At 35.7% G+C, this 26,470-nt stretch carries 28 protein-coding genes and 2 riboswitches; of the genes, 16 read left to right on the top strand and 12 right to left on the bottom strand.

The genetic code is table 11. The features are described from left to right. Positions 1-112 precede the first annotated feature (112 nt). The 5 genes from ILS93_RS26580 to ILS93_RS26560 all read left to right on the top strand — a co-directional run bounded on the left by ILS93_RS26580 (position 113) and on the right by ILS93_RS26560 (position 6,008). Positions 113-1,549, top strand: coding sequence for an FAD-binding oxidoreductase (locus ILS93_RS26580; RefSeq protein WP_098101567.1), 1,437 nt, complete (start codon positions 113-115; stop codon positions 1,547-1,549). Further along, a complete protein-coding gene (locus tag ILS93_RS26575; RefSeq protein WP_000222364.1) occupies positions 1,546-2,079 on the top strand; it encodes an MFS transporter in 534 nt (177 codons plus the stop codon). Before ILS93_RS26580 ends, ILS93_RS26575 begins: the two co-directional genes overlap by 4 nt. 78 nt (positions 2,080-2,157) lie before the next feature. Then, the gene (locus ILS93_RS26570; protein ID WP_064474410.1) at positions 2,158-3,876 is read left to right on the top strand and encodes a DUF3981 domain-containing protein; all 1,719 of its coding nucleotides are present in this window, start codon (positions 2,158-2,160) and stop codon (positions 3,874-3,876) included. A gap of 128 nt (positions 3,877-4,004) precedes the next feature. Further along, complete coding sequence (locus ILS93_RS26565; protein WP_098123247.1) at positions 4,005-5,255, top strand: multidrug effflux MFS transporter; 1,251 nt, start codon at positions 4,005-4,007, stop codon at positions 5,253-5,255. A gap of 249 nt (positions 5,256-5,504) precedes the next feature. After that, positions 5,505-6,008 (top strand): hypothetical protein, encoded by a 504-nt coding sequence (locus ILS93_RS26560; protein ID WP_064474409.1) that lies wholly within the window; start codon positions 5,505-5,507, stop codon positions 6,006-6,008. On the opposite strand, the gene ILS93_RS26555 is transcribed toward ILS93_RS26560, so the two are convergent. Further along, positions 5,987-6,241 (bottom strand): DUF3951 domain-containing protein, encoded by a 255-nt coding sequence (locus ILS93_RS26555; protein ID WP_064474408.1) that lies wholly within the window; start codon positions 6,239-6,241, stop codon positions 5,987-5,989. The two genes, ILS93_RS26560 and ILS93_RS26555, sit on opposite strands and share 22 nt — an antisense overlap. 171 nt (positions 6,242-6,412) lie before the next feature. Then, a riboswitch (SAM riboswitch) is annotated at positions 6,413-6,518 on the top strand. 128 nt (positions 6,519-6,646) lie between these two features. Between ILS93_RS26555 and ILS93_RS26550 the strand changes: the two genes are divergently transcribed. Genes ILS93_RS26550 through ILS93_RS26530 form a run of 5 tightly spaced genes read left to right on the top strand, consistent with a single transcriptional unit; the run spans position 6,647 to position 11,925 of the window. Next, positions 6,647-7,564 (top strand): ABC transporter permease, encoded by a 918-nt coding sequence (locus ILS93_RS26550; protein ID WP_088048219.1) that lies wholly within the window; start codon positions 6,647-6,649, stop codon positions 7,562-7,564. Positions 7,565-7,580: 16 nt separating this feature from the next. Next, on the top strand, positions 7,581-8,585 hold the full coding sequence (locus tag ILS93_RS26545) for an ABC transporter permease (RefSeq protein ID WP_064474406.1): 1,005 nt from the start codon (positions 7,581-7,583) through the stop codon (positions 8,583-8,585). Beyond that, on the top strand, positions 8,542-9,552 hold the full coding sequence (locus ILS93_RS26540) for an ABC transporter ATP-binding protein (RefSeq protein ID WP_064474405.1): 1,011 nt from the start codon (positions 8,542-8,544) through the stop codon (positions 9,550-9,552). The genes ILS93_RS26545 and ILS93_RS26540 overlap by 44 nt, the downstream gene beginning before the upstream one ends. Next, on the top strand, positions 9,549-10,322 hold the full coding sequence (locus ILS93_RS26535; RefSeq protein WP_064474404.1) for an ABC transporter ATP-binding protein: 774 nt from the start codon (positions 9,549-9,551) through the stop codon (positions 10,320-10,322). The genes ILS93_RS26540 and ILS93_RS26535 overlap by 4 nt, the downstream gene beginning before the upstream one ends. Before the next feature lie 13 nt (positions 10,323-10,335). After that, the gene (locus ILS93_RS26530) at positions 10,336-11,925 is read left to right on the top strand and encodes a peptide ABC transporter substrate-binding protein (RefSeq protein WP_064474403.1); all 1,590 of its coding nucleotides are present in this window, start codon (positions 10,336-10,338) and stop codon (positions 11,923-11,925) included. Between the two features lie 29 nt (positions 11,926-11,954). On the opposite strand, the gene ILS93_RS26525 is transcribed toward ILS93_RS26530, so the two are convergent. Further along, entirely contained in the window at positions 11,955-12,422 is a 468-nt protein-coding gene (locus ILS93_RS26525; protein ID WP_064474402.1) for a YusW family protein, read from the bottom strand. Positions 12,423-12,594: 172 nt separating this feature from the next. Here ILS93_RS26525 and ILS93_RS26520 point away from each other — a divergent pair, with 172 nt between their 5' ends. Genes ILS93_RS26520 through ILS93_RS26510 form a run of 3 tightly spaced genes read left to right on the top strand, consistent with a single transcriptional unit; the run spans position 12,595 to position 14,041 of the window. After that, positions 12,595-13,494, top strand: coding sequence for a helix-turn-helix transcriptional regulator (locus ILS93_RS26520; RefSeq protein WP_064474401.1), 900 nt, complete (start codon positions 12,595-12,597; stop codon positions 13,492-13,494). Positions 13,495-13,505: 11 nt separating this feature from the next. Continuing rightward, positions 13,506-13,697: a hypothetical protein gene (locus ILS93_RS26515; protein ID WP_064474400.1), complete on the top strand. Its 192-nt coding sequence runs from the start codon at positions 13,506-13,508 to the stop codon at positions 13,695-13,697. 35 nt (positions 13,698-13,732) lie between these two features. Beyond that, positions 13,733-14,041: an ABC-2 transporter permease gene (locus ILS93_RS26510; protein ID WP_142314993.1), complete on the top strand. Its 309-nt coding sequence runs from the start codon at positions 13,733-13,735 to the stop codon at positions 14,039-14,041. Positions 14,042-14,083: 42 nt separating this feature from the next. Here ILS93_RS26510 and ILS93_RS26505 read toward each other — a convergent pair whose 3' ends face one another. The 7 genes from ILS93_RS26505 to modA form a co-directional block, all read right to left on the bottom strand. Next, a complete protein-coding gene (locus ILS93_RS26505; RefSeq protein WP_222661615.1) occupies positions 14,084-15,724 on the bottom strand; it encodes a peptide ABC transporter substrate-binding protein in 1,641 nt (546 codons plus the stop codon). Positions 15,725-16,132: 408 nt separating this feature from the next. Beyond that, on the bottom strand, positions 16,133-17,773 hold the full coding sequence (locus tag ILS93_RS26500) for a peptide ABC transporter substrate-binding protein (protein ID WP_064474397.1): 1,641 nt from the start codon (positions 17,771-17,773) through the stop codon (positions 16,133-16,135). Between the two features lie 132 nt (positions 17,774-17,905). Then, positions 17,906-18,010: riboswitch (SAM riboswitch) on the bottom strand. A 153-nt stretch (positions 18,011-18,163) separates the two neighbouring features. After that, positions 18,164-18,997, bottom strand: a complete 834-nt coding sequence (locus tag ILS93_RS26495; protein ID WP_064474396.1) for an aldo/keto reductase — start codon at positions 18,995-18,997, stop codon at positions 18,164-18,166. A gap of 1 nt (position 18,998) precedes the next feature. After that, positions 18,999-19,802, bottom strand: coding sequence for a pyrroline-5-carboxylate reductase (gene proC, locus ILS93_RS26490; RefSeq protein WP_222655843.1), 804 nt, complete (start codon positions 19,800-19,802; stop codon positions 18,999-19,001). Positions 19,803-20,014: 212 nt separating this feature from the next. Then, entirely contained in the window at positions 20,015-20,866 is an 852-nt protein-coding gene (locus tag ILS93_RS26485) for a GRP family sugar transporter (RefSeq protein ID WP_000353549.1), read from the bottom strand. 300 nt (positions 20,867-21,166) lie between these two features. Next, complete coding sequence (gene modB, locus ILS93_RS26480) at positions 21,167-21,841, bottom strand: molybdate ABC transporter permease subunit (protein WP_046956647.1); 675 nt, start codon at positions 21,839-21,841, stop codon at positions 21,167-21,169. A gap of 5 nt (positions 21,842-21,846) precedes the next feature. Further along, positions 21,847-22,653 (bottom strand): molybdate ABC transporter substrate-binding protein, encoded by an 807-nt coding sequence (gene modA, locus ILS93_RS26475; RefSeq protein ID WP_137011016.1) that lies wholly within the window; start codon positions 22,651-22,653, stop codon positions 21,847-21,849. Positions 22,654-22,786: 133 nt separating this feature from the next. Between modA and ILS93_RS26470 the strand changes: the two genes are divergently transcribed. After that, positions 22,787-23,734 carry a helix-turn-helix transcriptional regulator gene (locus tag ILS93_RS26470; RefSeq protein ID WP_103656048.1) on the top strand — a complete coding sequence of 316 codons (948 nt, stop codon included), beginning with the start codon at positions 22,787-22,789 and terminating at the stop codon, positions 23,732-23,734. 65 nt (positions 23,735-23,799) lie between these two features. Here the strand turns inward: ILS93_RS26470 and ILS93_RS26465 are convergent, their stop codons facing one another. Further along, positions 23,800-23,901, bottom strand: coding sequence for a DUF3948 family protein (locus ILS93_RS26465; RefSeq protein WP_001060020.1), 102 nt, complete (start codon positions 23,899-23,901; stop codon positions 23,800-23,802). Positions 23,902-24,156: 255 nt separating this feature from the next. Further along, positions 24,157-25,023 (bottom strand): LysR family transcriptional regulator, encoded by an 867-nt coding sequence (locus ILS93_RS26460; RefSeq protein ID WP_103656046.1) that lies wholly within the window; start codon positions 25,021-25,023, stop codon positions 24,157-24,159. 128 nt (positions 25,024-25,151) lie between these two features. Here ILS93_RS26460 and ILS93_RS26455 point away from each other — a divergent pair, with 128 nt between their 5' ends. Continuing rightward, positions 25,152-26,120, top strand: a complete 969-nt coding sequence (locus ILS93_RS26455; RefSeq protein WP_064474391.1) for a DMT family transporter — start codon at positions 25,152-25,154, stop codon at positions 26,118-26,120. 21 nt (positions 26,121-26,141) lie between these two features. Continuing rightward, positions 26,142-26,282: a YrzO family protein gene (locus tag ILS93_RS26450; RefSeq protein WP_000894064.1), complete on the top strand. Its 141-nt coding sequence runs from the start codon at positions 26,142-26,144 to the stop codon at positions 26,280-26,282. Positions 26,283-26,342: 60 nt separating this feature from the next. On the opposite strand, the gene ILS93_RS26445 is transcribed toward ILS93_RS26450, so the two are convergent. Further along, positions 26,343-26,435: a DUF3948 family protein gene (locus tag ILS93_RS26445; protein ID WP_068967835.1), complete on the bottom strand. Its 93-nt coding sequence runs from the start codon at positions 26,433-26,435 to the stop codon at positions 26,343-26,345. Positions 26,436-26,470 lie beyond the last annotated feature (35 nt).

Raw genomic sequence — 26,470 nt, 5'->3', positions numbered from 1 at the left:
CAGTTTTGATGAGAGGGGACCTAAAATAAGGTGCCCTCTTTTTTGTATACTTTCTTTATAGGAAAATAGGTACAATATGAAGTGGGAAAACTGTAGAAGAGGAGAGTGTCATTTGAAAAAAAGAAAGATAGCGGTGGTCATTGTAGCTTATACAGTGTTGCTTGCGACATCTATAAATACATATAAAGAGCAACTAGATCATCCTATTATGAGCGATGTAGGGAAGTTGCTTCCAACGAAAATTAAACGTGTTGAAAATGCTGAGGATGAACGTTCATTAAAACAGGTAGTGAAAGATGCAAATACTTCTGGAGAGAAAATTTCCATTGCAGGTATGCAACATAGCCAAGGAGGACAGACGTATTATCCGAACGGCACGATGCTTGATATGAAGGGGTATAATAAAATATTAGAATTTGATCCGGAGAAGAAGCGGATTAGGGTGCAAAGCGGCGTCACATGGAATGACATTCAAAAGAAAATCAATTCATATGGTCTTGCGGTTCAAGTGATGCAATCTCAAAATATTTTTACTGTTGGTGGTTCATTAAGTGTGAATGTACATGGGCGTGATATTCGTCATGAAGCATTGATTGATACAGTAGAGTCGTTTAGATTGTTAATGGCAGATGGTACGGTGCGTAATGTAAGTAGAGGAGAAAATGCAGAGTTATTTCCATATGTCATAGGTGGTTATGGATTATTTGGTGTCATTTTAGATGTGACATTAAAGTTAACTGATGATGAATTATATGAAATGCATACGAGAATGATAGATTATAAAGAATACACATCTTATTTTAAAGACAAAGTGAAAAGAGATGAAAATGTTCGTATGCACTTAGCCCGTATTTCTGTTGCCCCCAATTCATTTTTAAAAGAGATGTATGTGACAGATTATACATTGGCGAAAAATCAAAATATGAGGGAAGAGTACAGTGAATTAAAAGAGGAAACTATTATAGCTGCACCGAAATTTTTACTCGGATTATCCCGTTATAGCGATTGGGGAAAGAATACATTTTGGGATATACAAAGAAGTTATTTTGAACGTACAGATGGAACGTATGAGACGCGAAATAATGTTATGAGGTCAGATAGTGCCTTTATGGAATATGAAAATCCGAATCGAACAGAAGTGTTACAAGAATACTTTGTGCCTATAGATTTCTTCACGGAATACATAGATGATTTACGTAACGTATTAAATGAAGAAGAGTTTAATTTGCTCAATATTACGATTCGTTATGTGGAAAAGAATGAAAATGCAGTTTTATCCTATGCGAAAGATGATATGTTTGCGCTGGTTCTTTTAATTAACCAGGGACGCTCAGAGGGTGAAATAAAGAAAACAGAAGATGTCATTCAGAAAATGATTGATGTTACTTTAAAACATAATGGTAGTTATTATTTACCTTACTATTCGTATCCAACGAAGGCGCATTTAAAGAGGGCATATCCTCGTATCGAAGAATTTCTTCAGAAGAAAAAAGAAGCGGATCCAAAAGAGAGATTTGTGAATTTATTTTATAGGGAGTATACGAAATGACATATAGAAGATTTGTAGCGTCACAAAGCATAATTATGATGGCGGGAAGTATGGTATTTCCCTTTTACATTCTATTGCTTCGGAATGTTGGGAATAGCTTCTCGCAGTTTGGCTGGGCGTATGGCTTATTTGCTTTAACTTCAGCACTTGTATATCCATTAGTAGGAAAGATGTCTGATCGAGTAGGCGATCAAAAATTATTAATTATATATGCTTGGTCCATGGCAATATTAATGCTTTGTTTCCCGATTGCCACGGAAGTCTGGCATGTTTATATTCTTCAAATTGTAATGGGAGTTTTAGGTGCTGTGCAGCGTAATACTGAGAAGACGTCGTTAGCACGAAAGGTTGTGCAAGAAAATGCTGGTTATGAGATTGGAAAATATCATGTGTGGACATCGATTGGAGGAGCAGTAGCAATTATTGCAACGGGATATTTAGTAGATTTCTTTACGATTGGTACCATTTTTTATATTGCATCTATCTTATATGTAGTGAGTGGGATTGTATTAAGTAGTAAAAAAATATAATCATCCCCATTTTTACCTGAATACCCTTTATTTGTTATACTAAAAGGGAAAATAAAAGAAAAGGGGACATTGCCTTTGATGAAATTTTTAATTTTAGCTATTCTCACTTTGTTTTTGATTCCATGGACAAGAAGCGGTAGTAAACTTCGAGCAGTGGATAAGAAGGGGGATGAGAAGGTTGTAAAGGGTAAGAAATCATCCATTTTAGTTATTCCTGTATTATTTTGGATAGGTATTGCAATCTACGAATATCTTTGGCTAATCGATGATCGAGCAGATTCGATTCTTACTCATTATGCCGTTGCGGTAGCAGTTTTAATTGGGCTTGTTTTATTTTCACAAAATCAAATAGGGAAATTAGAAGGTACGTTAAAGGGACTTCTAATGTTTGTTTTACTCGCAAGTTACGGCTATTTTGGTTATTTGCACGATCTAGTAATCACGCAAAAAAAATATGATTCTGTTGTGAAGATCGAGAAAGATATTTCAGAGCCGTTTACTGAAAATGATCAACCATTTACAGTGCCGCCAAAGACAGCGGAGAATAAAATGAAAAAAGTATTTGGGGATATTCCGAAAGTAGCTTATTTTGAGCTAGGGGAATTAACGCCACAAATGGTAAATGGTGAGGCTTTATATGTAGCACCGATTGAAGTTTCAGGCTTTTTTAAAGCACGTAAAGCTGAGACAATTCCAGGGTACGTAACGATGTCAGGTACGAATCCTGATGCGGAAGCGAAACTGCATCTTGGTTATAAAATGAAATATGTGCCGAGCATGTTTTTTGGTAATAAATTAGAACGTGTCGTTCGAAAAGCAGAACCGGATTTGATTTTTAAAGGGAAACCTAAATTCGAAGTTGATGATAAAGGGAAACCGTATTATACAATGACATATGGTGAATTTATTTCAGGAAGATCTGGATTTGAGGTAGAGGGCGTTGTAGTAGTAGATGCACAAACAGGTGAAGTGAAAAGATATGATAAAGGTAAAGCGCCTAAATTTGTTGATGGTGTATTAAATCACGAGACCGCATCTACATTAAATACGTACTTCGGTAAATATATTCACGGATTTTGGAATACGAAATTCTCGCAAACGGATATGAAGATTCCGACTGAGTGGGGAACGAAAGAAGGAGTTACACCAATCTTCGGTAAGGATGGAACGTTATATTACTTTACTGATTTCACCTCTCCGAAAGAGGGAGTAGATTCTGCGTTAGGTTACTCGCTTATCGATGCGCGTACAGGTAAGTTGTATTACTATAACGGAAAAGAAGTGAAGGGGATTATGGATGGTTCAGCTGCTTCGGAAGTAGTGGATAATTCCTTTAAGAGAGAGAAATGGCATGGAACGATGCCGGTTATTTATAACGTATACGGTAAACCTTCTTGGATTGTACCTGTTATTGATGACGGGGGATTGGTACGTGCTCATACAGTTATCTATGCTTCTAATGCGAAAATATTTGCAACAGGTTCGACGCAAAAAGAAGCGCTTGAGAATTATAAAAATGCGCTGAGTGGAAGTGGAGATTCATTTAGACCGACTTCAAATGGTAAAGAAGCACAAAAAGAAGGCGTTGTACAACGTGTATATAAAGAAAAATCAGGTGAAAATACAATTGTGTATGTACTGTTAGAGAATGAACAAAAAGTATTTATGATACCGGTGAAGAAATTCCCATATGCTATGTTTACAGAAGTGGGAGATCCAATTCAAATCACATATTTAGATACAGGAGAGGTAATGTCTTCCGTATCTAAATTTACAAATAGCAATTTAAAAAAGTAAAGCGATAGAAATTCTATCGCTTTTTTTTTACGGTATGAAACAGGAAAATGCACTATACTTGACGTATGTTTATGTTGTAACTATAATTGTTACGATTTAGTATTTATCGGAAAGGGTGAACGGAAGAAGTGAATGGAGTTAATCACGAAATATATAAACCTGTAAAGACAAATAGGTTATGGATGATTCTTGTATTAGGGACACTTACGGCGATTGGGCCATTATCTATTGATATGTATTTGCCTTCTTTACCAAAATTAACGGATGATTTACAAACAGGCGCATCTCTTGCACAGCTTACATTGACAGCTTGTTTGCTTGGGCTTTCAGTAGGACAATTATTTGTTGGTTCGATTAGTGACATTTACGGAAGGCGCAAACCTCTTATTATCGCTCTTATTATTTATGTTGCTTCTTCTTTACTTTGTGCTATTGCACCATCTATTTGGAGTTTAGTGTTATTGCGCTTCTTACAAGGGGCTTCAGGATCGGCCGGGATTGTTATATCACGTGCAATGGTACGTGACATGTATTCAGGTTCTGAAATGACAAAGTTTTTCTCACTGCTCATGTTAGTAAACGGAGCAGCGCCTATTTTGGCACCGATTATTGGGGGACAATTACTACAGTTCACAACATGGCGCGGTGTCTTCATCGTTCTTGGAGCAATTAGTGTATTCATGTTAATATCAGCTACTTTCGTATTACGTGAAACATTACCTCCTGAAGAGAGAGAAACAGGTGGATTGTCAGGGACGTTGGCGACGTACGGAAAACTGTTAAAGGATCGTCTGTTTATGGGATATGCATTGTCACAAGGGCTAGTAACGGCGGCAATGTTTGCTTACATTTCGGGCTCACCATTTGTGTTGCAGAACATATACGGAGCATCACCACAGCAATTTAGTTTATTCTTTGCGATTAACGGTATCGGTATTATTATTGCTAGTCAGGTAACGGGTCGTTTAGCAGGGAAAGTGAATGAGAAGACACTATTTGTTGCTGGTATTATTATCGCAGCTGTTGGTGGCCTATCTTTATTACTGACAATCGTACTAGGAATAGGTTTAATTGGTGTTTTATGTTCATTATTCCTTGTTGTATCAAGTGTTGGGGTTGTCTCAACAACTGGGTTCTCGTTAGCGATGAGAAATCAGAAACAAGCTGCAGGAACGGCATCGGCTTTATTAGGTTTATTACAGTTCATTTCAGGAGCACTTGTTGCACCATTAGTAGGTATTGGCGGAAGCAATACCGCATTACCGATGGGGGTTGTGATAGCTCTTTGTGAAATTGGTGCTGTATTATGTTATCTATTTATGGCCAGAAGAAGTGAAAAGCAGTTTGAATTGCAACAAAGACAAAATTTAGAAGCTTAAATTATAAAAAAGAGCTGATTCAAAAATATTTGAATCAGCTCTTTTTTCATTTCTTTGAAATAACTCATACAGCTTTGTAAGGTGATGCAAAAGTTATTTGCATAAAGTGACGATACTGTGACAAAAATGTAGGCATGTATATTAAGGTAGCGTCTTAAGTGTAAAAAGTAGGATGTTCTCGGTATAATAACAAGTGGAGATAAAAGAAACTATAATGAGTAGTAGCTGTAGATAAAAGGAGAAGAAGAGATGAAGAAGGTTTTGGGTATTGCTGTAATGGGAAGTATGCTCCTTCTAGCAGGATGTAATGGGAATAAAGAAGCGAAAGAACCGAAAGAAAAGGTAGAGCAATCTACTGAGCAAACAGAAGAGATGAAAACATATCGCGAAGTACATGAAAAGTACGATGTGAAGATGAACAAAGAAATTAATAAAGCGTTACAGTTGTTTGAAGTGGCAAAAGAAAAGGGCGGTAAGGAAATAACGAATGCTAAATATAAGGAAGACGTACAAACGGTAACAACAGGCATGTTAGAAGATATTGATCATATGCGTAAAGAAATTCGTGTACCGAAGTCGAAAGAGCAAGAGCATGAGGTATATGCTGGTTTCTTGAATGAATCGGAACAAGCAATGAAAAAATTACAGAAGTTAGCTAAAGAAGAAGACTCATCATTGATTCGTGATATAGAAATTAACTTTGCAACAGCATCAACATACTATAAACGTTTTCAAGCAGAAACGAAAAAATAACCTTGCGTACGCGCAAGGTTATTTTTTTTCTTACCATCTCCGTCTTCATCATCGGATACTAATACCTTCTGTTCTTCGTGAAATTCAGAGATTGTTTGTCCGGTAATATTATCGAATGGAGTATAAAAAGAAGTGATACGTTTCTTTTTAATAAAGAGATTATAGAAGCCGATGATGACAAGTATTAAGATTGTTAATGGTAATCCTATAGTAGCAAGAAGTAAGGGATCCATTTTATAACTCCTTTAATACACTTTTTTTATTATAAGCGAAAGATTGTAATTTCAATAACTAATATCGTAGAAAACTGATTTTTCTAAATATATCCAATTTGATTGACTTTTCATTTTTTCAGAATTATAATTCAAAATATACAATTTGAACCAAATAATAATATAGCAATTTACTTATCCAGAGAGGTAGAGGGACTGGCCCTATGACACCTCAGCAGCGGGTTCTGTAACAGGAACACCGTGCTAATTCCAGCAAGCAAGTCTTGAAAGATAAGTGATGGGCCTTCGTTTATTAAGCCTTGATCTTATTTTTTAAGATTAAGGCTTTTTGTGTTTTAAGAAGAAGTAATGGGAAAGATACGTTAATAAAACAAAGTAAATTTATGAGTTTAGGGGGTTATTGGAGTGTATGTTGTTAAAAAACTATCAGTTATGGTGTTTACACTATGGATTATTACAACCGTAACATTTTTGATTATGCACATTATTCCGGGGGATCCATTTTCATCGGATGCAAAGATCTTTCCGGCGGAAGTTGTGCAGAACATGAGAGCAAAGTATCACCTTGATGAACCGCTATGGAATCAATATGTTGCTTATTTAGACGGTGTAGTTCATTTTGATTTTGGTGAATCTGTTCAATCGACGGGGCAAGGCGTATCAGAAATTATTACAACAGGATTTGGTCCATCGGCGATTATTGGTTTACAAGCACTTGTTATTTCACTATTAGTCGGAATTGCAGCAGGTACATTTGCTGCTCTCTATCACGGGAGAGTAATTGATTATGGTGTGAGTTTACTTGCGATTCTCGGCATATCTATTCCAAGTTTTATTTTAGCACCATTATTTATACAAGTATTTGCTATACAATTTGAACTTTTACCAGTAGCGTCTTGGGGCACATTTGAACATACGGTATTACCGTCATTCGCATTAGCATTAGGGCCAATCGCGGTTATTACAAGATTTATTCGCTCTAATATGATTGAAGTTTTGCAGAGTGATTATATTAAGCTAGCGAGAGCGAAAGGTATACCAATTAAGAAGATTATTATTAGGCATGCCCTTCGAAATGCGATTGTTCCAGTATTAACGTTTGTTGGACCGTTAATGGCTGGGCTTTTAACGGGAACTTTCATTATTGAAAAGATCTTTGCGATTCCCGGTCTCGGAAAATATTTTGTAGATAGTATTTTTAACCGAGATTATCCAGTAATTATGGGAACAACAATTTTCTATAGTGCATTATTAATTTCTTGTATTTTCATTACAGATATTATTCACCGTATTGTTGATCCGCGTATTCGTTCTATTACGTAAGGAGGGGGGCATTTAAATGGGAGCTTATGAAATCAATAAACAGTTATTAACGAATGAAGAGAAAAAAGAATTAACGATAAATAAAGAGCAGCAAACGATTAGTCGAAAAAAAGAAGTGTTTCGTAAGTTTGTATCAAATCCGATCGCAGTTCTAGGAGCGGTGACATTATTACTCATTATTATTTTCTCTCTTATCGGTGAAAGTTTAACCCCTTTTACCGCGAGTGAACAAGTAAAAGAGGCGACAAATTTACCTCCTAGTAGTGAGCATTGGTTCGGAACAGATGATTTAGGTCGGGATATTTGGGCACGTACTTGGGCTGGTGGGAAAATTTCATTAGTAGTTGGATTAATAGCAGCCGTTCTTGATATAGGACTTGGTGTACTGATTGGGGGATTTAGTGGATATGTGAGAGGGCGTAATCGCCTTGGAACGTTAATTGATGAGTGGATTGTACGAGGGATTGAAGTATTATACGGTATTCCATATTTATTAATTGTTATTTTACTATTAATCATTATGAAACCAGGACTTTTTACAATTATCATTGCTCTTGCATTAACAGGGTGGATTGGTATGGCACGTCTCGTTAGGGCACAAGTCTTATCTTTAAAGCAAAGAGAATTTGTTATTGCAGCAGAGCGATTAGGTACATCGCATATGAAGATTATATACGGACATATCATTCCGAACTTAACAGGCATTATTATCGTAAATTTATCATTTACAATTCCCGCAGCTATTTTCTCAGAATCATTTTTAAGTTTTATCGGACTCGGGGTACAATCACCAGCAGCAAGCTGGGGGACGATGACGAACGATGCGCTCGGGACACTATTAAGTGGGGAATGGTGGCAACTTTTCTTCCCATCGCTGATGATTGCGCTCATCATGTTCGCATTTAATGCAATTGGTGATGGTTTGCAAGATGCAATTGATCCAAAAATCGTAAAAAGGAATCGAAAGGAGAAAAAACATGGGACAGCTCTTATCTTTAGAAAACGTAACATTGGCCGTTGAAAAAGAGAATAGTAAGCAAGCAATTGTGAAGCATGTTTCCTTTTCTATTAACGAAGGTGAAATCGTTGCACTTGTAGGAGAAAGTGGTTCAGGAAAAAGTGTTACAGCACAATCCATTGTCGGACTAAATCAAGAATCTATTCACATCGATGATGGAAGCATTTCTTTCCAATCTCAAGGATTAACGAATTTACAACAATCAGAATGGAATCAAATTCGAGGGAAAGATATTTCGTTTATCTTTCAAGACCCTCTGTCCTCTTTAAATCCGACGATGAAAGTAGGAAGGCAAATTACAGAGGTGATCTTGCAACATGAGAAAAAATCGAAAAGAGAAGCAAAAGAAATTGCGATTAACTTATTAAATGATTTAGGGATACATGAAGCAGAGAAACGTTTTGAACAGTACCCACATCAATTAAGCGGAGGTATGAGGCAACGTATTTGTTTAGCAATTGCGTTTGCGTGTCACCCAAAGCTCGTTATTGCAGATGAGCCTACAACTGCATTAGATGTAACGATTCAAAAGCAAATTATGGGGTTATTAAAAGAGCGAAAAGAAAAACAAAATACGAGTATTTTATTAATTACCCACGATTTGGCACTTGTACGTGAAGTAGCAGATCGAGTAGTTGTGATGTACGGGGGACGTGTTGTTGAAAAAGGGACGATACAAGAAGTGATAGGTTCACCTAAGCACCCATATACGAAAAGTTTATTGCAAGCTATTCCAAATATGGATGATTCCGAAAAGGTACTTAGGTCCATTGAGGGAACAACACCATCAATTGAAACGCTAAATAGCTTTGGGTGCCCATTTGTAAATAGATGCCCAGTAGCAATACAAGAATGCATTCATCGTTTCCCTGATAGAACATCATATTCTGAGGAACACAGTTCACATTGTTGGCAACATGTTTTAGAGCATGGCCAAGCGAAATCAAAAGAGAAGGTGAATGCCTCATGACGACAGATTTAATTACTGTAAAGCAAGTAACGAAAACGTATGGAAGTAAGAAGAAAGAAATAGCGGCGTTAAAAGATATATCACTTTCTATCCCGAAAGGAACAACGCTTGGCATTATTGGAGAAAGTGGTTCAGGGAAAACAACACTTGGTAAGCTCATAGCTGGGATCGAGAGCCCAACGTCTGGTGAAATTGATTATAACGATCAAGTTGTTCACAAGTTGAAGTCAGCTCATAAGCGAGATTTCTTGCAGAAAGTACAATTCATTTTTCAAGATTCAACAGCTGCATTAAATCCGCGCTGGAAAGTACGCGATAGCGTAACAGAAGGATATATTTCATTCGGTTTAGGTGATAAAGGATTGAAAGATGAGGTAGCAGGTGATGCGCTAGAACGTGTTGGATTAGATAGACGATATATTGATCGATACCCACACGAATTTAGCGGGGGACAACGTCAACGGATCGCTATTGCAAGGGCGTTATTATGTGATCCAGAAGTATTAATCCTGGATGAACCAATTTCAGCATTAGATGTTTCACTTCAAATCCAAATTGTGCACTTGTTGCAAAAGATTCAAAAGGAACAAGGCTATACATATTTATTTATCGCACATGATTTACCGATGGTTCACTACTTATGTGAAAAAGTGGCTGTCTTATATAAAGGAGAACTTGTTGAATTTGGAAATACGGATGAAGTGTTCCGTAATCCACAACATTCTTATACAAAAACATTATTAGCATCAACACCAAAAATTTCAGGTTAAAGGAGAATGTAAGATGAAGAAGTTTTTATTATTTGTCATTATGACCGTATTAGCAATTACTTCTGTAGCTTGTGGCAAGAAAGATACTTCAAAAGCAAGTGCTAGTAAAGGAGACCGTTTTGTAACGAATCTTGGTAGTGACCCTTACACGCTAGATTCAGCGATTTCAACAGATAATAACTCTAATTATGTAATTGAGCACTTATTTGCAACTTTGTATAGACAGACAACTGACGGGAAGTTTGAAAAGGATTTAGTAGAGAAAGAGGAAGCTGGAGCGGATGGAAAAGAGTATACATTCTATTTGAAAAAAGGATTAAAATGGTCTGATGGCTCCCCGTTAACAGCAAAAGATTTTGAATTTGCTTGGAAGAGAATATTAAATCCTAAAACGGGTTCTATGAATGCAACAGAACTATATTTCATTAAGGGTGGAGAAGCATTTAATACAGGGAAAGGTGCAGAAGATGCAGTAGGAATTCAAGCTGTAGATGATGTAACTCTAAAGCTACAATTTGAACATCCAGTGACATCTATTAAACGGACATTATCCCAGTCGTTATATATTCCACTTAATAAAAAATCTATTGATGAAAAAGGTAAACTAAAAGTAGATCCAAAAGAATTAATTACAAATGGTCCTTTCACATTGAAAGAATGGAAGCATAATCAAACGATTATTTTAGAAAAAAATAAAGAGTTTCATGATAAAAAAGTAGCATCAAAAGAGATTGAATTCCGTATTATCCCTGAAGGTAAAACAGCGTATCAATTATATAAATCTGGAGAATTAGATTTACTATCTCACATACCAACAGATTTAGTTGAAAAGGAACAGAATAATAAAGAGTTTAAAAAAATGCAAGACTACTCAACTCATATTTACTCATTTAATTCAGAAAAGCCGCCATTTACAAATGCGAAAATTCGTAAAGCTTTTGCAATAGCTGTAGATCGCAAGTTTATCGTAGAGAAAATATTAAAGAATAATGCAAAAGAAGCATATGGCTTTGTGCCAGAGGGAGCAAAAACAGAAAGTGGTCGCGACTTCCGTAAAGAGAAAGGTGACTATTTTAAATATGATCCTGCAGTAGCTAAGACTCTATTAGAAGAAGGAATGAAGGAAGAAGGATGGACTACACTTCCAGAAGTAACAGTGAAATATTCAGATAAGAAGAAAATAGCTGAAACACTTCAAGAAATGTTTAAGAAAAATCTTGGTGTAGATGTAAAAATAGAAGGTAAAGAGTGGAAAAGTTATATTGATATGTACAAACAAAGTGACTTCCAAATTGCATATATGGGATGGGGAGGATCTACATTAGATCCAGCTGCACAATTAGAAATTTATGCAGGTGATGGTCCAAATAACTATGCAAAATGGTTTAATAAAGACTTCGATAATTTAATTAATCAAGCAAAATTAGAACAAGATGAAAATAAACGCTTTGACTTATTACATCAAGCAGAGGATATTATGTTTACAGAATATCCTTTAATCCCACTTGTATTCCCAACAGATTCTTATTTACAAAAATCATCTGTATCTGGATTAGAATACTATGTAGGATCTCAACCGAGCTTACGATATGCTAAAAAATAAAATAAAGAAGTAGGCAACCGCCTACTTCTTTATTTTATTTCTCTTTTATATTCTTTTTTCGTTCCATCAGAGAAGACAACTTCTAAATCAAACTTTTGATAGTCTTTATCAAGTTTGAACACATTTACTACTTGATCGATTACTTCTTGGTCAGGAGTATCTTTATCAAATTTTAATTCTTGTAGAAGTGGGCTTAATTTTGTAATAGCCTCGTCACCTGTAAACTTTGCATTTGATTTGTGGTCTTCAAGTTTTGCTTCCATTTTTTTATCTGCTGCTGCATTTTTATAATCAGCCTCGTAGTCTTTCTTCGTATCTTGATAGTCTGCATCTAAACTAAATTCATTGAAGTTAAGTTTTAAATCAGCAGGAGCTTCATTTTTTGCTTCTTCAGTAGTTTTCTTATTAGAAGTTGTATCTTCTTTCGCAGGAGCTTTACATCCTGTTAATACAGGTACTAGCATAAGCGCTAATAAAACTGATAGTAAAATTCTCATTATAATTTCCTCCTTATGTAAATTCGTTCTATACAAGTTTTTCCCAAAATCATGTAATTATGTATGTGTTGAAAATAAATTATTAACTTGTAGCCACAAAGTTTAATTCGCAATTTAAATCAAAAATGATTTGTATGTATATGGTAAATTAAGGTTGTGAGGGGGTACTAAAATGCATGAAGAATATAAAGAGATGATAAAACAAGCAATTGAATATATAGAGGATCACTTACATGAGGAGCTTACAACAGAAAGAGTGGCGTCTCACAGTGCAGTATCGATGTACCATTTTCATCGCATCTTTCAAAGATATGTTGGGATGAGTGTAACGGATTATATTCGAAAGAGAAGGTTAACTCATGCTGCGCAAGTTTTAGTGTCAACGGAGAGAGCTGTTATTGATATTGCAGTGCAATACGGTTTTTCCTCACAAGAGGCATTTACAAGAGCTTTTAAAAGAATGTTTCAATTGCCACCAAAGAAATATCGAAAGTACTTTCAGTCATTTTATATAGAAAGAGAGGGTGTTTCAATGCAAAAAGGTATACCGAAAGGATGGATCTTAAGTGGAAGTCATCCTGCTGAATATGAGATGGGTTTAGATTATGAAGTTGCCCATCAAGGAAAAGTATCTGCATACATAAAAGCAAAAGAGAATGTTACGCACGGAGGATTTTCAACATTAATGCAAATGTTCCGAGCCGATAGATATGTAGGTAAAAGATTACGTTTAACAGCATTTGTTAAGAGTGAGAACGTAAGAGATTGGGCAGGATTGTGGATGCGAGTAGACGGAAAAGATACAGAACCACTCGCTATGGATAACATGCAAAATCGCCCAATTAAAAATACGAATAACTGGCAATCGTATTCGGTTGTATTAGATATAAAAGAAGGAGCGCTTGGTATTGCATTTGGTGTCTTATTAGCAGGAGAAGGTTGTGTGTGGCTAGATAGTATTCGATTTGATGAAGTGGATGAAAAAATTCCTTCAACAGATTTGGCTGAAAACTTTTATGAAACACTCCTAGAAGAGCCGGTAAATCTGCAATTTGAAGAGATAGAAAAGTAAGGAGAAAAGATATGCTCAAATATGTAAAACTAATAAGTATTAGTTTAGTAGTATCGTCTTGTATTATGGGAATTAACTATTTCATTAGCTATCTTTGGTCAGGGCATATACCCTCTTTGACGTGGAGAACATATTTGATGTTTGTGTTTATATTTATGATGAGTTTTGGTTCAATGCAAAAAGAAGGGGAAGAGGATTATTAAAAATAGTCTTCTTCGCCTTTCTTTCATTAACACAAATGTTCATAACTGTTTTCGGAAATGCAGGTATGATCTTTAATATAATTTCACTATCGTTACAACTTGTAAGTTCGGGTGTAATTGTACCACACGAGATGCTTTCTAAAACATATGAAACAATCGGCGAATTATTTCCCGCAACATATGCAGCAAATGGCTATTATACAATAATATTCGGGGGAGTTAGTTTAGAAAAAAATATTATTTCATTATTAGTCATTATATTAGTTACACAATTGGTAGCAGTAATTACGGTATCTATAAAAGGAATAGTAAAGAGAAGAAGTCATGTAGTTAAAGAAGTATAAAATAAAAAAGGTATCCTGCGATTGGATACCTTTTTTATTTTATTATTTTGCAACTTCTGTCCACTTGTAGTTAAATTCACCGCCGAAGTCAGTTGTTACAAGCCCTTTAATAAATCCGCGTTGTAGGTAAGAACGACCTTGTTGGTATAAAGGAGCGACAGCACCGTCTTGTAATAGGATTTTTTCAGCTTGCTTCATTGCTTCAAAGCGAGCCTTTTCATCGCCAGCTAAATCTGTTTTCACTTTATGAATGAGCGCATCGTACTCTTTGTTAGAGTATTTATCGAAGTTATAAGCGCTATCTGTTGTAAATAAATCTAAGAATGTAATTGGATCAGCGAAGTCAGGGCCCCAGCCATCAATACCGATTTCATAGTCACCACTTAATAGTAGTTTCAGCTGTTGTTTACGTGGTTGTGGTTTTAACGTCACTGTTAATCCATCTAGATTCTTTTCTAGTTCACCTTTTAAATATTCACCAGTCTTTTTAGCTAAAGCATTATCACTTGTTAATAGTTCGATTGTTACTTTGTCAGTACCAAGTTCTTGTTTCGCTTTTTTCCAGTTTTCTTTTGCTGTTTTCACATCATCTTTGACTAGGTTTCCATTTTCTTTACGGAAGTCAGTGCCTTCTGGACTTTTCGCGAATTTCGCAGGAACCATTCCTTCAGCTGGAACAGCACCATTATTTAAAATTGTTTCTACGTATGCTTTTTTATTCATTGCTCCGTTAATAGCAAGGCGTGCATGTTGATTTTTTAATGTTTCATTTTTTTGATTGAGTCGTAAGAATTGAATACCAACTTCAGCGCGGTCCTTGAAGTTTGGATCGCCCTTATATTTATCAACAAACTCTGCAGTTAAAGCAACACGATCAATTTGTCCTGAATCGTATAAGTTAACTTCTGTAGACTTATCTTTAACGACATTGAAGTTGATTTCTTCTAATTTTACAGTTTTGGCATCCCAATAGTTAGGGTTCTTCTTCAATTGGAAGCTTTGCTCGTGTTTCCAGTTATCTAATGTGAAAGCACCGTTGTAAATTAAATGATTTGTTTCTAAACCATATTTATCGCCCTGAGATTTTAAGTAATCTTCATTAATTGGTAAGAATGTTGAGAATGTCGTTAAGCTTAAGAAGTAGGGAACAGGACGGTCTAGTTGTACTTCTAACGTTTTATCATCAAGAGCTTTGACCCCTAGTTGATCAATTGGTAATTGTTTCTGGCTTATTTGTTTCGCATTCTGTATATCGAAGAATAAGAATGCATATTCAGCTGCTGTATCAGGATTTACGGCACGTTGCCAAGCGAAGACAAAGTCCTTTGCTGTAACTGGAGTACCGTTTGACCATTTTGAATCACGCAGGTGGAATGTATATTTTGTTTTATCAGGACTAAGGTCAACCGACTCAGCAACACCAGGAATTGGTTTGTTATCTTCTCCCATTGCATATAAACCTTCAAAAACATTGCGCATTACGCTCATGGATTCCCCATCCGTTGCTTTTGCAACATCCATTGTTGGAATTTCTGAAGCGAATGATAAGTTAATTGCCTGCTTATCAGGTGCTTTATCATTTGCTTTCGCTCCGCTTGCATGATCTTTATTTCCCCCGCAAGCAGTTAGTAATAGACTTGCCCCTAAAACAGATGCAACAACAGGTACAACTTTTTTCTTCATTGTTCGTTCCTCCCTAAAAGTGTTGTTCGTAACGTCGTAATTTCCAAGTTTTGAAGTGTAGCTATAGAAGAAGAGAAAACCTATTATAGATATGTGTATGTAGTTAATCAGGTGTTCTATATGTATATACATGTTGAACTATAATCTATCGTTATATGTTTCAACGTAGTAGACGTTATATTTTGATGGTGAAATATTTCGTTTATTTGATTATTTAGAATATTAACACTGGAAATAACTATATGTCAATGATAAAAATAGATTGTTAATTTCTTAGAATAATATATTAAAAAAGCAGATTTCCTCGTATTAGGGAATCTGCTTTTCATATGTTTTGCTAAAAAAATAATTGGTGTGGGCTAATAATCAGTGGAGGATGAAGAAAAACCCACTGATTAAAGTTGCGCTTTATTTTTCAATTTTTGCCCATTTGAAGTTTAATTGACCTGCAAAGTCTACTTGCACAATTCCTTTCACATAAGAACGTTCTAAATAAGATTCGCCTTTTTGGTAAAGAGGAGCGATAACAGAGTCTTTAAATAATATTTTCTCGGATGCTAGTAATGCTTCCCAGCGAGCTTTTTCATCACCGGCTAAAGTCGTTTTCACTTTTGCTATTGTTTCATCAAACTCCTTATTAGAGTAATGATCTAAGTTGTAAGGGTTATTCGTTGTAAATAGCTCAAGGAATGTAATTGGATCCGCAAAGTCAGGGCTCCAGCCGTCAATTCCAATTTCGTAGTCACCTTTTAATAAAAGTGAAACTTGTTGTTTACGTGGTTGCGGCTTTATATTTACTGTTAATCCATCTAAATTCTTTTCTAGTTGTCCTTTTAAGAATTCACCAGTTTTCTTTTCAAGGTCACCGTCACTTGTTAATAGTTCTAACGTTATTTTTTCAGACCCAAGTTCTTGTTTTGCTTTTTTCCATAATTCTTGAGCAGATTTTGTATCAACCTTTGTTAAATCGCCGTTTGCAGCACGGAAGTCTGTTCCGTCAGGTCCTTTTGCAAAGTTTTTCGGCACGAGACTAGAGGTTGGGGTAGAGCCGTCATTTAATAACGTATTTACAAAGGATTTTCGATCAATTGTTTGATCGATTGCTTGGCGTGCAGAAACGTTTTGAAGTACTTTGTTTTGTTGATTCATACGTAGAAACTGTACCCCTACGTTTGGCCGTTCTTTAAAGTTAGCATCCTTTTTATATTTATCAACGAAGTCAGATGTTAGTTTGATACGATCTAATTGTTTTGACTCGAATAAATTTACTTCTGTAGATTTTTCTTTTACGACGTTAAAATTGATTTCTTCCAGTTTGACAGTATCTTTATCCCAATAGGTAGGGTTTTTCTTAAATTTAAAGCTTTGCTCATGCTTCCAATCGCTTAGTGTAAAAGCTCCGTTGTACAAGATTGTATTGTCTTCTAAAGCGTACTTATCACCTTGTGATTTAAAGAATTCCTCGTTAATTGGTAGAAATGTTGGGAACGCTGTTAAGCTAATAAAGTACGGAACAGGACGTTCTAATTCTACCTCAAACGTATGGTCATCAATTGCTTTTACACCAAGTTGATCGGCTGGAAGTTCTTTGTTGTTAATTTTTGTTGCGTTTTTAATATCAAAGAATAGAAATGCATATTCAGAGGCTGTTGCTGGATCGACAGCTCTTTGCCAAGCAAAGACAAAATCTTTCGCTGTGACAGGAGTACCGTTTGACCATTTTGAATCTCGTAAATGGAATGTGTATTTCGTTTTATCGCCACTTACTTCATGAGATTTTGCAACGCCAGGGACAGGTTTGTTGCCTTCACCAAGATTATACAAACCTTCAAATACGTTTCTCATTACTTGACCAGAATCAGTATCTGTAGCACGGGCTGTATCCATTGTTCGTATTTCAGTAGGTGAAGATAAGTTTAAAACCTGTTTACTAGGTGCCTCGTCTTTTGCATTTGCTTCGCTTGCTTCGTTTTTATAACTACCGCAACCAGTTAATAAAATACTTACTCCTACAACTGATGCAATACCGGGTACAAACTTCTTTTTCATTTGATTTTCCTCCTAAATAATTAAGTTTGGATGATGATGAGGGAAATGAAAAATAAAAAATCCCTCTTTTCATATTGAGAAAGAGGGATTTTTACGTACAAGTTATGCACCCGTATATAAACGAAGTCCCTCATTCTATCTTTCAAGCACAAAGCTTGCAGGAAGTGGCACAGTGTTCAAAATGAACCTGTTGCCGAGGTTTCAAAGGGCCAGTCCCTCCACCTCTCTTGATACAATGAGTAAACGAATAAATTTTATTAATTTTTGTGTTTCTTTGATAATTCAAAATCTTACACCTTGGATAATGAAGTGTCAACCAATTGAAATATAGTTTAAATTTTCAGTTTTCTTAAGTAGGAAAAACCACTGCATATGGCAGTGGTTTTTCTACTAGAAGTTAAAGTTATCTGGATCTGGACCAACGCGACGCTCTTCATTTAGAGCTTGAATTGCTTTCATGTCATCAGCACTTAATTCAAAATCGAATATATTTGCATTTTCAATAATGCGATGTTCTTTAATAGATTTAGGGATTGTTACAACTTCATTTTGTAAATCCCAGCGTAAAATAATTTGTGCAGTTGATTTATTATATTTTGTCGCAATGTCTTTTAATGTTGAGTTATCCAGTAGTTGTCCCTGCATTAATGGTGACCAAGCTTCAAGCTGGATGTTATGTTCTTTACAGAAAGCGTGTAGCTCTTCTTGTGCTAAACGTGGGTGGTATTCCACTTGGTTGACCATTGGCTTAATCTCAGCGATTTCAAATACGTCTTGTAAGTGGTGAATGTGGAAATTACTCACACCGATAGCACGAACACGGCCATCTTTATAAAGTTTTTCTAACGCTTTCCATGATTCAGTATATTTCCCTTTTACAGGCCAATGTACTAAATATAAATCTAAATATTCTAGACCTAATTTCTCTAATGTAGTTTCAAATGCTTGAAGTGTTGTTTCATATCCTTGATCGCTATTCCATACTTTTGATGTAACAAATAATTCTTCACGTGAAACACCTGATTCACGAATCGCTTGTCCAACGCCTTCTTCGTTTTGATAAATTGCTGCAGTATCAATGCTGCGATAGCCATTTTTAATTGCTGCTTTTACAGATTCAATTACTTCTGAACCATCTTCTACTTTAAAAACACCTAAACCGAACCAAGGCATTTTTACACCGTTATGTAATGTTGTATAGTCTTTTAAACTTGTTAAATTCATATTATTTCCCCCTAGCTTTTTTGTTTGTTGCTTCTACTGCTTTTTGAATTGCCTCTGAAAAATTATATTCATATAAAGCTTTGAGACCCTCAGCTGTGGAACCACCTGGTGTTGTCACTTGTTCGCGGAGGTTAGCTGGATCTTGCGTTTGTTCAAGCATAGAAGCAGAGCCGGAAATCATTTGAATGACAAGGTGTTTTGCGGTTGCTTCATCGACTCCATAACTTTTTGTTGCTTCAATTAAGCTTTCAGCAAAGTAATAAAGGAAAGCTGGTGCACTTCCAGTAACTGCAGTAAGCTGATGAACTTCTTCTTCAGTGCAAAGTTGCGAAGTGCCAATGCCTCTTAAAAGCAGTTGCAGGGTTTCTTGATGCATCTCGTTTACTGATCGTCCCATTGTATATAAGGAGATAGACTTTCCAATTTCAGCAGCTGTATTTGGCATAATCCAAGCGACAGGTGTTTCCCCGGGAAGTTTTTCTTCTAAATAAGATGGGCCAATGCCAGCAGCTACCGTTACGACAAGTTGATTCGATAGTAACGGAGATAATTCTGCTAATAATTCTTCATGTGCAGAAGGTGGCATTGCTAAAACAATCGTATCAACAGATGTAACATGCTGCTTCCAATCTGTTGTGATAGACACATTATATCGCGCTCGTAATTGTTCTAGCTTTTCTACGTTGCTGCGGTTAGAAACGATAATTTCTTCGATGTATTCTTTGCTTGTTTTAAGTAATCCGGAAAATATAGCTTCTGCCATACGACCAGCACCAATAAATAGAATTCGATGTTTAGTTAGCATATCCTTTATTCCTTTCTAGTGAAGATATGTTATAAAAAACGATACCATTTTTAAGAGGATTTTGTAAAAAGAAAAGAATTATCGTGAAAAGGATGAAAATGGAGGGAGGAGGGTTAATACAAATAAGGTTATAAAAATTATTATACTTAAAAAATAGTTGTAATAAAAAATCCCTGAAGCATAATTGCTTCAGGGATTAATAGATTATAAGTTTATGCTTTTGTCATACCTAACAATACAGCGCCGCCGATAATTAAAACACTACCTAGTGCAATAAAGATCAATTGACGTTTTGTTTTCTTTTCACCTAAGAAGACAATCGCACCGAATGTTGAGATAACGATTCCAGTTTGAGATAATGGGAAGCTTGTTGCTACTCCGACACGTGGTAATGAAAGAAGTAAGAATAAGTTTCCAGTTCCCCATAGTAAACCAGATAAAGCATTACGGATTGCATATTTGTTAAATGGTTTATGTTTAGATGTCAATACAACCGCACCGACAAACATACCAACTGCTTGTGGTAAAATAGCAGACCAACCATCGATATTATACCAACGAATAATAATTACATATACAAGGTAACCGAAAGTAGAAACAATTAAAGTAAGAAGTCCTTTTTTCAATTGTCCTGGTGGCTGTGCATTTTCTTTGTCATCTAGTGATGTGAATACAACACCAACTACGATTAATAGGATTGCAATCGTTCCCAGAACAATCGTTGTTGTAGTAGTCCACTCACGGAAAGCGATAACTCCAAAGATAGAAGTTGCAACAAGTTGCATACCAGTAGAAATTGTTACGGTAGTTGAAACACCTAGTTTTTCAACTGTTTTTAATTGGTTTACTTGTCCTAAAGCCCAGAATAAACCTGAAATAAAACCAACAATCAAGACTGTCATTGTTAAAGCTGGTTGAGTAAATACATACATAATTGTTGCGAAGAATAGAGCACCGATTGTCATACCTACCGTTTGGCTATATGCACCACCACCCATTTTTACGCTTACTAATAAGATGTTTCCCCATGCAATTGCAGGAAGAAGCGCTAATAAAATGTCCATTACAAGACTCCCTTCGATTTCCTATACCAATATAATTACATATCGTTCTAACGATCGGTAATGCCCCACTAATAGAGTAGAAGATTACCGATCGCTAAAACAGGATGAAGAATTCACGATATAAATGCGTTTTCATTTCTTCATTTTTTGAAACACCTCCATATAATAACAGGAAATTGCCTATTTTAGAAAGTGAATTCAAATAAAATGTATATTTTAATAAAATATAAAATTCAGTTATTTCCCATTGGTATATTTTATTTCCTAAGAAATAATGAAGCAGCTTCGACAAAAGCTGCTTTAAGGGTTAGTAATTCTTTTATTAATAAGCTGAATACATAGCAGAAATAGGAGTGACATACTAATAGTGATAACTACTAGTGTCCAAGCGAGTTGCATATTACTTGCATCAATCGCCATATAAATTGCAGTTGGGATTGTCTGTGTTTTACCAGGGATATTTCCAGCAAACATGAGCGTAGCACCAAATTCCCCTAGTGCACGAACAAAGCTTAAAATCATTCCGCTTAGTAAGGCCGGAAATGCAAGCGGAAGTGTGACGTGTAGAAAAACTTGATATTCACTTGCACCAAGGTCACGAGCACTTTCTTCAATTTGTACATTCGCGATAGAAAATCCTGTTTTTGCTGATTGGTACATAAGCGGAAATGCAACAACTGTAGAAGCAATGATCGCAGCAGTAGATGTGAACATAATAGACTGCTGAAATATTGATTCTACCCACGTTCCAATGGGACTATTATTTCCAAAAATGATAATGAGAAAAAAGCCGATTACGGTTGGCGGAAGTACCATTGGTAATAAGAAAATAGTTTCTAATATTACTTTATATCTCCATGAGGAGCGTGCTAGCGCTCGTCCGATTATCGTTCCTAAAATTGTAACGATAATGGTGGCGCATGCAGCTACTCGTAAAGATAGAAAGATCGGTGACAAAATGGCATCAAAGCTCATGGCAATTATGATAGGACTGTAAATCCATATTTCTTAAAGATAGATTGTGCATCTTTTGACTGCAAATACTCATAAAATGAAGTCGCCTCTTTCTTATGCTTAGATTCCTTTATAACACCTAAAGGATAGTGGATTGGCTCATGCGAAGTCGCTGCTGCTGTCTCGCCAATCTTTACTTTGTTTGAAATAAGAGCATCAGTTTTGTATACAATACCAGCATCGACATTACCTGTTTCTACATATGTTAACACTTGGCGAACATCTTTTGTAAATACGATTTTATTTTGAATGTCATTCCATAGATTTTCATGTGTGAGAGAAGCCTTTGCGTATTTTCCCGCAGGTACTGATTCAGGTGTACCAAGTGCGATTTTCTTGATTTTTTCATCTTTTAAATCTTGAATTTTTGTAAGAGAACTATCTTTTGGGACAACTAGAACGAGTTCATTTCCAAGAAGATTTTTCCCTTCTTTTTCATTAATAAATCCTTTTTTAACAAGGGTTTGGAATTTATCTTCGGCTGCTGAGAAGAATAAATCAGCAGGCGCGCCTTGTTCAATTTGTTGTTGAAGTGCACCAGAAGCACCGAAGTTAAAAGAAAGTTTAATATTAGGTTCTTTTTCTTTATATTTTGTTTCAATTTCTTTTAGTGCATCTTGTAAGCTTGCAGCAGCTGATATAGTAAGTTCTACTGCTTTTCCTTCTTTAGCAGTTGATTTTTCTTTCTTTTCGCCGCTTGTACATGCAGCACTAAATATAAGAAGAAAAGAAAGTATAAGTGCTCCGATGGATTGTAATGTAAACTTGTTCATAAAAAAATCCCCTTTCGTTTTGACATATTTAATTATAACTAATTATAACTAGATATAACTAGTTATAATTGAATATAATTTGAACGATATAGTTGTTTTTTAATATAGGAGAAATATTCTTTTCTTTGTTACAATGAAGAAAGAAAGTGAGGAATCGTCTATGGATCATCATTCCTACACAACGGAAGAAGTAGCGAAGCGATTAAAAGTATCAAAATTAACTGTATACGATCTAATTAAAAAAGGAGAACTGCCTTCTTATAGAATCGGTAGACAGATGCGCATTGATGCAACGGATTTAGAACAATATATAAAGCAAATGAAAACAGGGAAAATACAAGGAACTCCTGTAAAGAGTGAAGATAGTAGGGGCTTGGATACATTTATTATTAGCGGACAAGAACTAACGTTAGATATGTTGGCAAAACGTATAGAAAATCGCTTGCCAAGTTCAAATGTATTAAGGGCATATCAAGGTAGTTTAACGAGTTTAGTAAAGATGTATCAAGGAGAAGGAAGTATCGTTAGTCTGCATTTGTTTGATGGCGAAACGGGTACATATAATGTTCCGTATGTAAAACGTATTTTAGTTGGACAACCATGTACGATGATTAATTTATTAGCAAGGAACGTTGGGTTTTATGTGCAAAAGGGAAATCCAAAAAATATAAAAACATGGGCTGATTTATCTCAATCATCTATACGATTTGTAAATCGAGAAAAAGGTTCTGGCATTAGGGTGTTAGTGGATGAACAATTGCGCATTCAAAAATTAAATAAAGAGCGTATTAGTGGATATGAATGGGAAGAGTCGAATCATCTTGGTGTTGCCACGCAAGTCGCAAATGGAAAAGCTGACGTAGGAGTAGGGTCAGAAAAGTTTTCACAGATTGTAAACGTAGACTTTATTCCAATCATGAAAGAACAGTATGATTTAGTGATTTTGAAGAATAAAGAAAATGAAGAGCTGATCGAAGTTGTGAAAGATATTCTGCAATCGGAAGAATTTCGTAATGAATTAAAAGCGATTGGCGGATACGATATGACGAAAACAGGTCAAATTATATATGAAATAAACTAAAAAGCTGCTTGTCTATAAGACAAGCAGCTTTTTCTATATATAAAGGGGTTTGGGGAAACAAAGTATTAAACAAGACTTTGAGCAAGTGTATAAATGAAGGCCGTAAGAAGAGTAGCTCCACTTGCAAGTCCGATAAAGTCTGATTTGTTGAAAGTAATGTTGTTCATTATAATCTCTCCTTATTTGTTTAATGTAGTTGCAACGGCTTTTGCATCGACAAGTGCGGATAGCACCATGCCCATTGTATTTAAAAATTTGTTTAATTTCATTTTGTTCATCATGCGTATCCGCTCCTTTTCGAATTGTTGTTGCCCTGCTTTATGTCTTAATTATAGGAAATATGATCGCCTGCAAATATCGAATTAGCTTACGGGAGACTTACATTTTTGTAAGAAAAAAAGACATTCATGTAAGAATGTCCGTTAAAGCATATTGATATGATGATGCTCTTCAATTGTTTTTAAAAAGCTGCGCATTGAATTTGTCATGTAGCTATCTTTACGGCGTATGAAAACCGTTGAAATACTACCGTATTTTTCAGGAATTGCATGACAATGTACCTTACCTGCTTTAGAAAGATGATGGACAGCAGACTGTGGTACGAGTGTAATTCCAAGGCCGAGTGCAACACTGTTTAATATTGTCTCTAATATATTAAATTCCATAATTCTTTTTGGGAGCAAACCTTCATCTTTAAGCCATCGTTCTAGTTTGGAACGGTATCCACATCCGTGGTTAAAAACGAGTAGGGGCGTTGTTGTAAATTCTTCTATATGAAAAGCTTTATTTTGTGTTACAAGCATTAATTTTTCTGTACTAACATCGTATTGTTCAATTAGTGGATGTTTAATAGGCCCTGATATAAAGGCGCCATCTAATTGATGATCAAGTACTTCTCTAATCAATGCTTCTGTTAGACCTGCTTGTAATGATAAATCGACATTCGGATAGCGTTTATAGTAAGAAGATAAAATGGTAGGTAATGTACTTACTGTTTCGACTGTACCGATTTTTAATATGCCAGAGGGAGTTTCACTATCTAAAAATACTTGTTTTAGCTCGTCAACATCTTGCAAAATTTTATTAACATAAACGAGCATTTTTCTTCCTTCAGCTGTTAAAGTCATGCCTCGTTTATGACGATAAAAGAGCGGTGTTTTTAGCTCGTTTTCCAGTTGTTTAATACGAGCAGTTACATTTGATTGTACGTAGTTTAATTCCTTTGCTGCACCGCTTATACTACCGCGGTCGGCAACGCTTTGGAAGATTTGTAAGTCTCTTAATTCCATAGTATGATCCTCCTTGATGTTAACTATCATTATAAATGATAGTTAACATCATTTTGAATCATTTTACGTGATATATTTTTTCTTTTACAATTCTCTTTGTGCAAATAGAAAGAAGTGGGGGAATTGTGTTGAGAAAAGGTCAAATGATAGTAGGGGCTTTAGCATGTTTAATTGCAAGTATGTCATGGGGGGCGATGTTTCCGGTTGCTGATCATGCGCTAGAATACATAGATCCATTTTATTTTTCGCTTATTCGCTATGGAGCGGTGGCGATCGTACTGATTGTATTGTTGTTAATGAAAGAAGGAAAGCAGGCATTTCGTTTAGAGGGAAGAGGAAAGTTACTCGTCTTTTTCGGAACGATGGCGTTTACTGTATATAATGTACTTATATTTTTAGGTCAAATGTTAATGGGGAAATCAGGCGTGATGGTTGCTTCTATTATGGAAGCACTGATGCCGATGATTTCTATTTGTATTCTATGGGGATATAAGCATGTAAAACCGAAAAAGTATATGATAACGAGCATGATGATTGCTTTTGTAGGAGCTGTATTCGTTATTACGAAAGGTGATATGAGTTTCTTTTTAACATTGAAAGATAACATGTTTTCGCTGGCCTTTATATTTGTTGGTGTTGTAGGTTGGGTTATTTATACGATGGGTGGTCAAACATGTAGCGATTGGTCAACATTACGTTATTCTACGTTGACGTGTGTATTTGGTACGACTGTCACAGCGATTATAACTGTCATCATTACATCGTTTGGATACGTATCGGTTCCGAGTATGGGAACGATTTCTATCGTGAAATATGATTTATTGTTTATGATGACATTACCAGGTATCGTAGCGTTACTTGCTTGGAACTATGGTGTGAAAATTTTATCGTCCATTAATGGGATTTTATTTATTAATTTTGTACCAATCACGACTTTAGTTATTATGATGATGCAAGGATATCGAATAACAATGTTTGATATTATAGGGACTTTACTTGTTATTGCATCACTTATTCGCAATAACGTTTGTCAGAGAAAAGAAGAAAATATAAACAAGCGAATTTTACAAGAAGAGCAATTACGTCAAGCTGTTTAATAGGCAATTGGAGGATTTCACATGTTAGAAAGTTTATTGTTTTTCTTCGCCGTCGGAGTTGCCTGCGAGCTTGCAGCAATTAACCGAAATGGTCGTAAAAAGATAAAACAACAAGCTGAGCTGATACAGCTTTTAAAAGAATTAAAAGAAAGAAAAATGTAAAAAGACGACCGGGCATAGACGGTCGTCTTTTTCTATATAAAGGGGAAAGGGGACACAAAGTTATACAAGCGTAGCAGCGTAAATAAAAGCAGTAAGAAGAGAGCCGCTAGCTAATCCTAAAAAATCTAATTTGTTAAAAGTGATGTTATTCATGATGCATTCTCCTTACTTGTTTAATGTAGAAGCAA

It is taken from the genome of Bacillus sp. 16GRE42, from assembly GCF_019837435.1.
GTDB lineage: Bacteria > Bacillota > Bacilli > Bacillales > Bacillaceae_G > Bacillus_A > Bacillus_A wiedmannii.
Note: the sequence above shows the minus strand (reverse complement) of the source record. Positions and strands in the feature narration are given on the sequence as shown.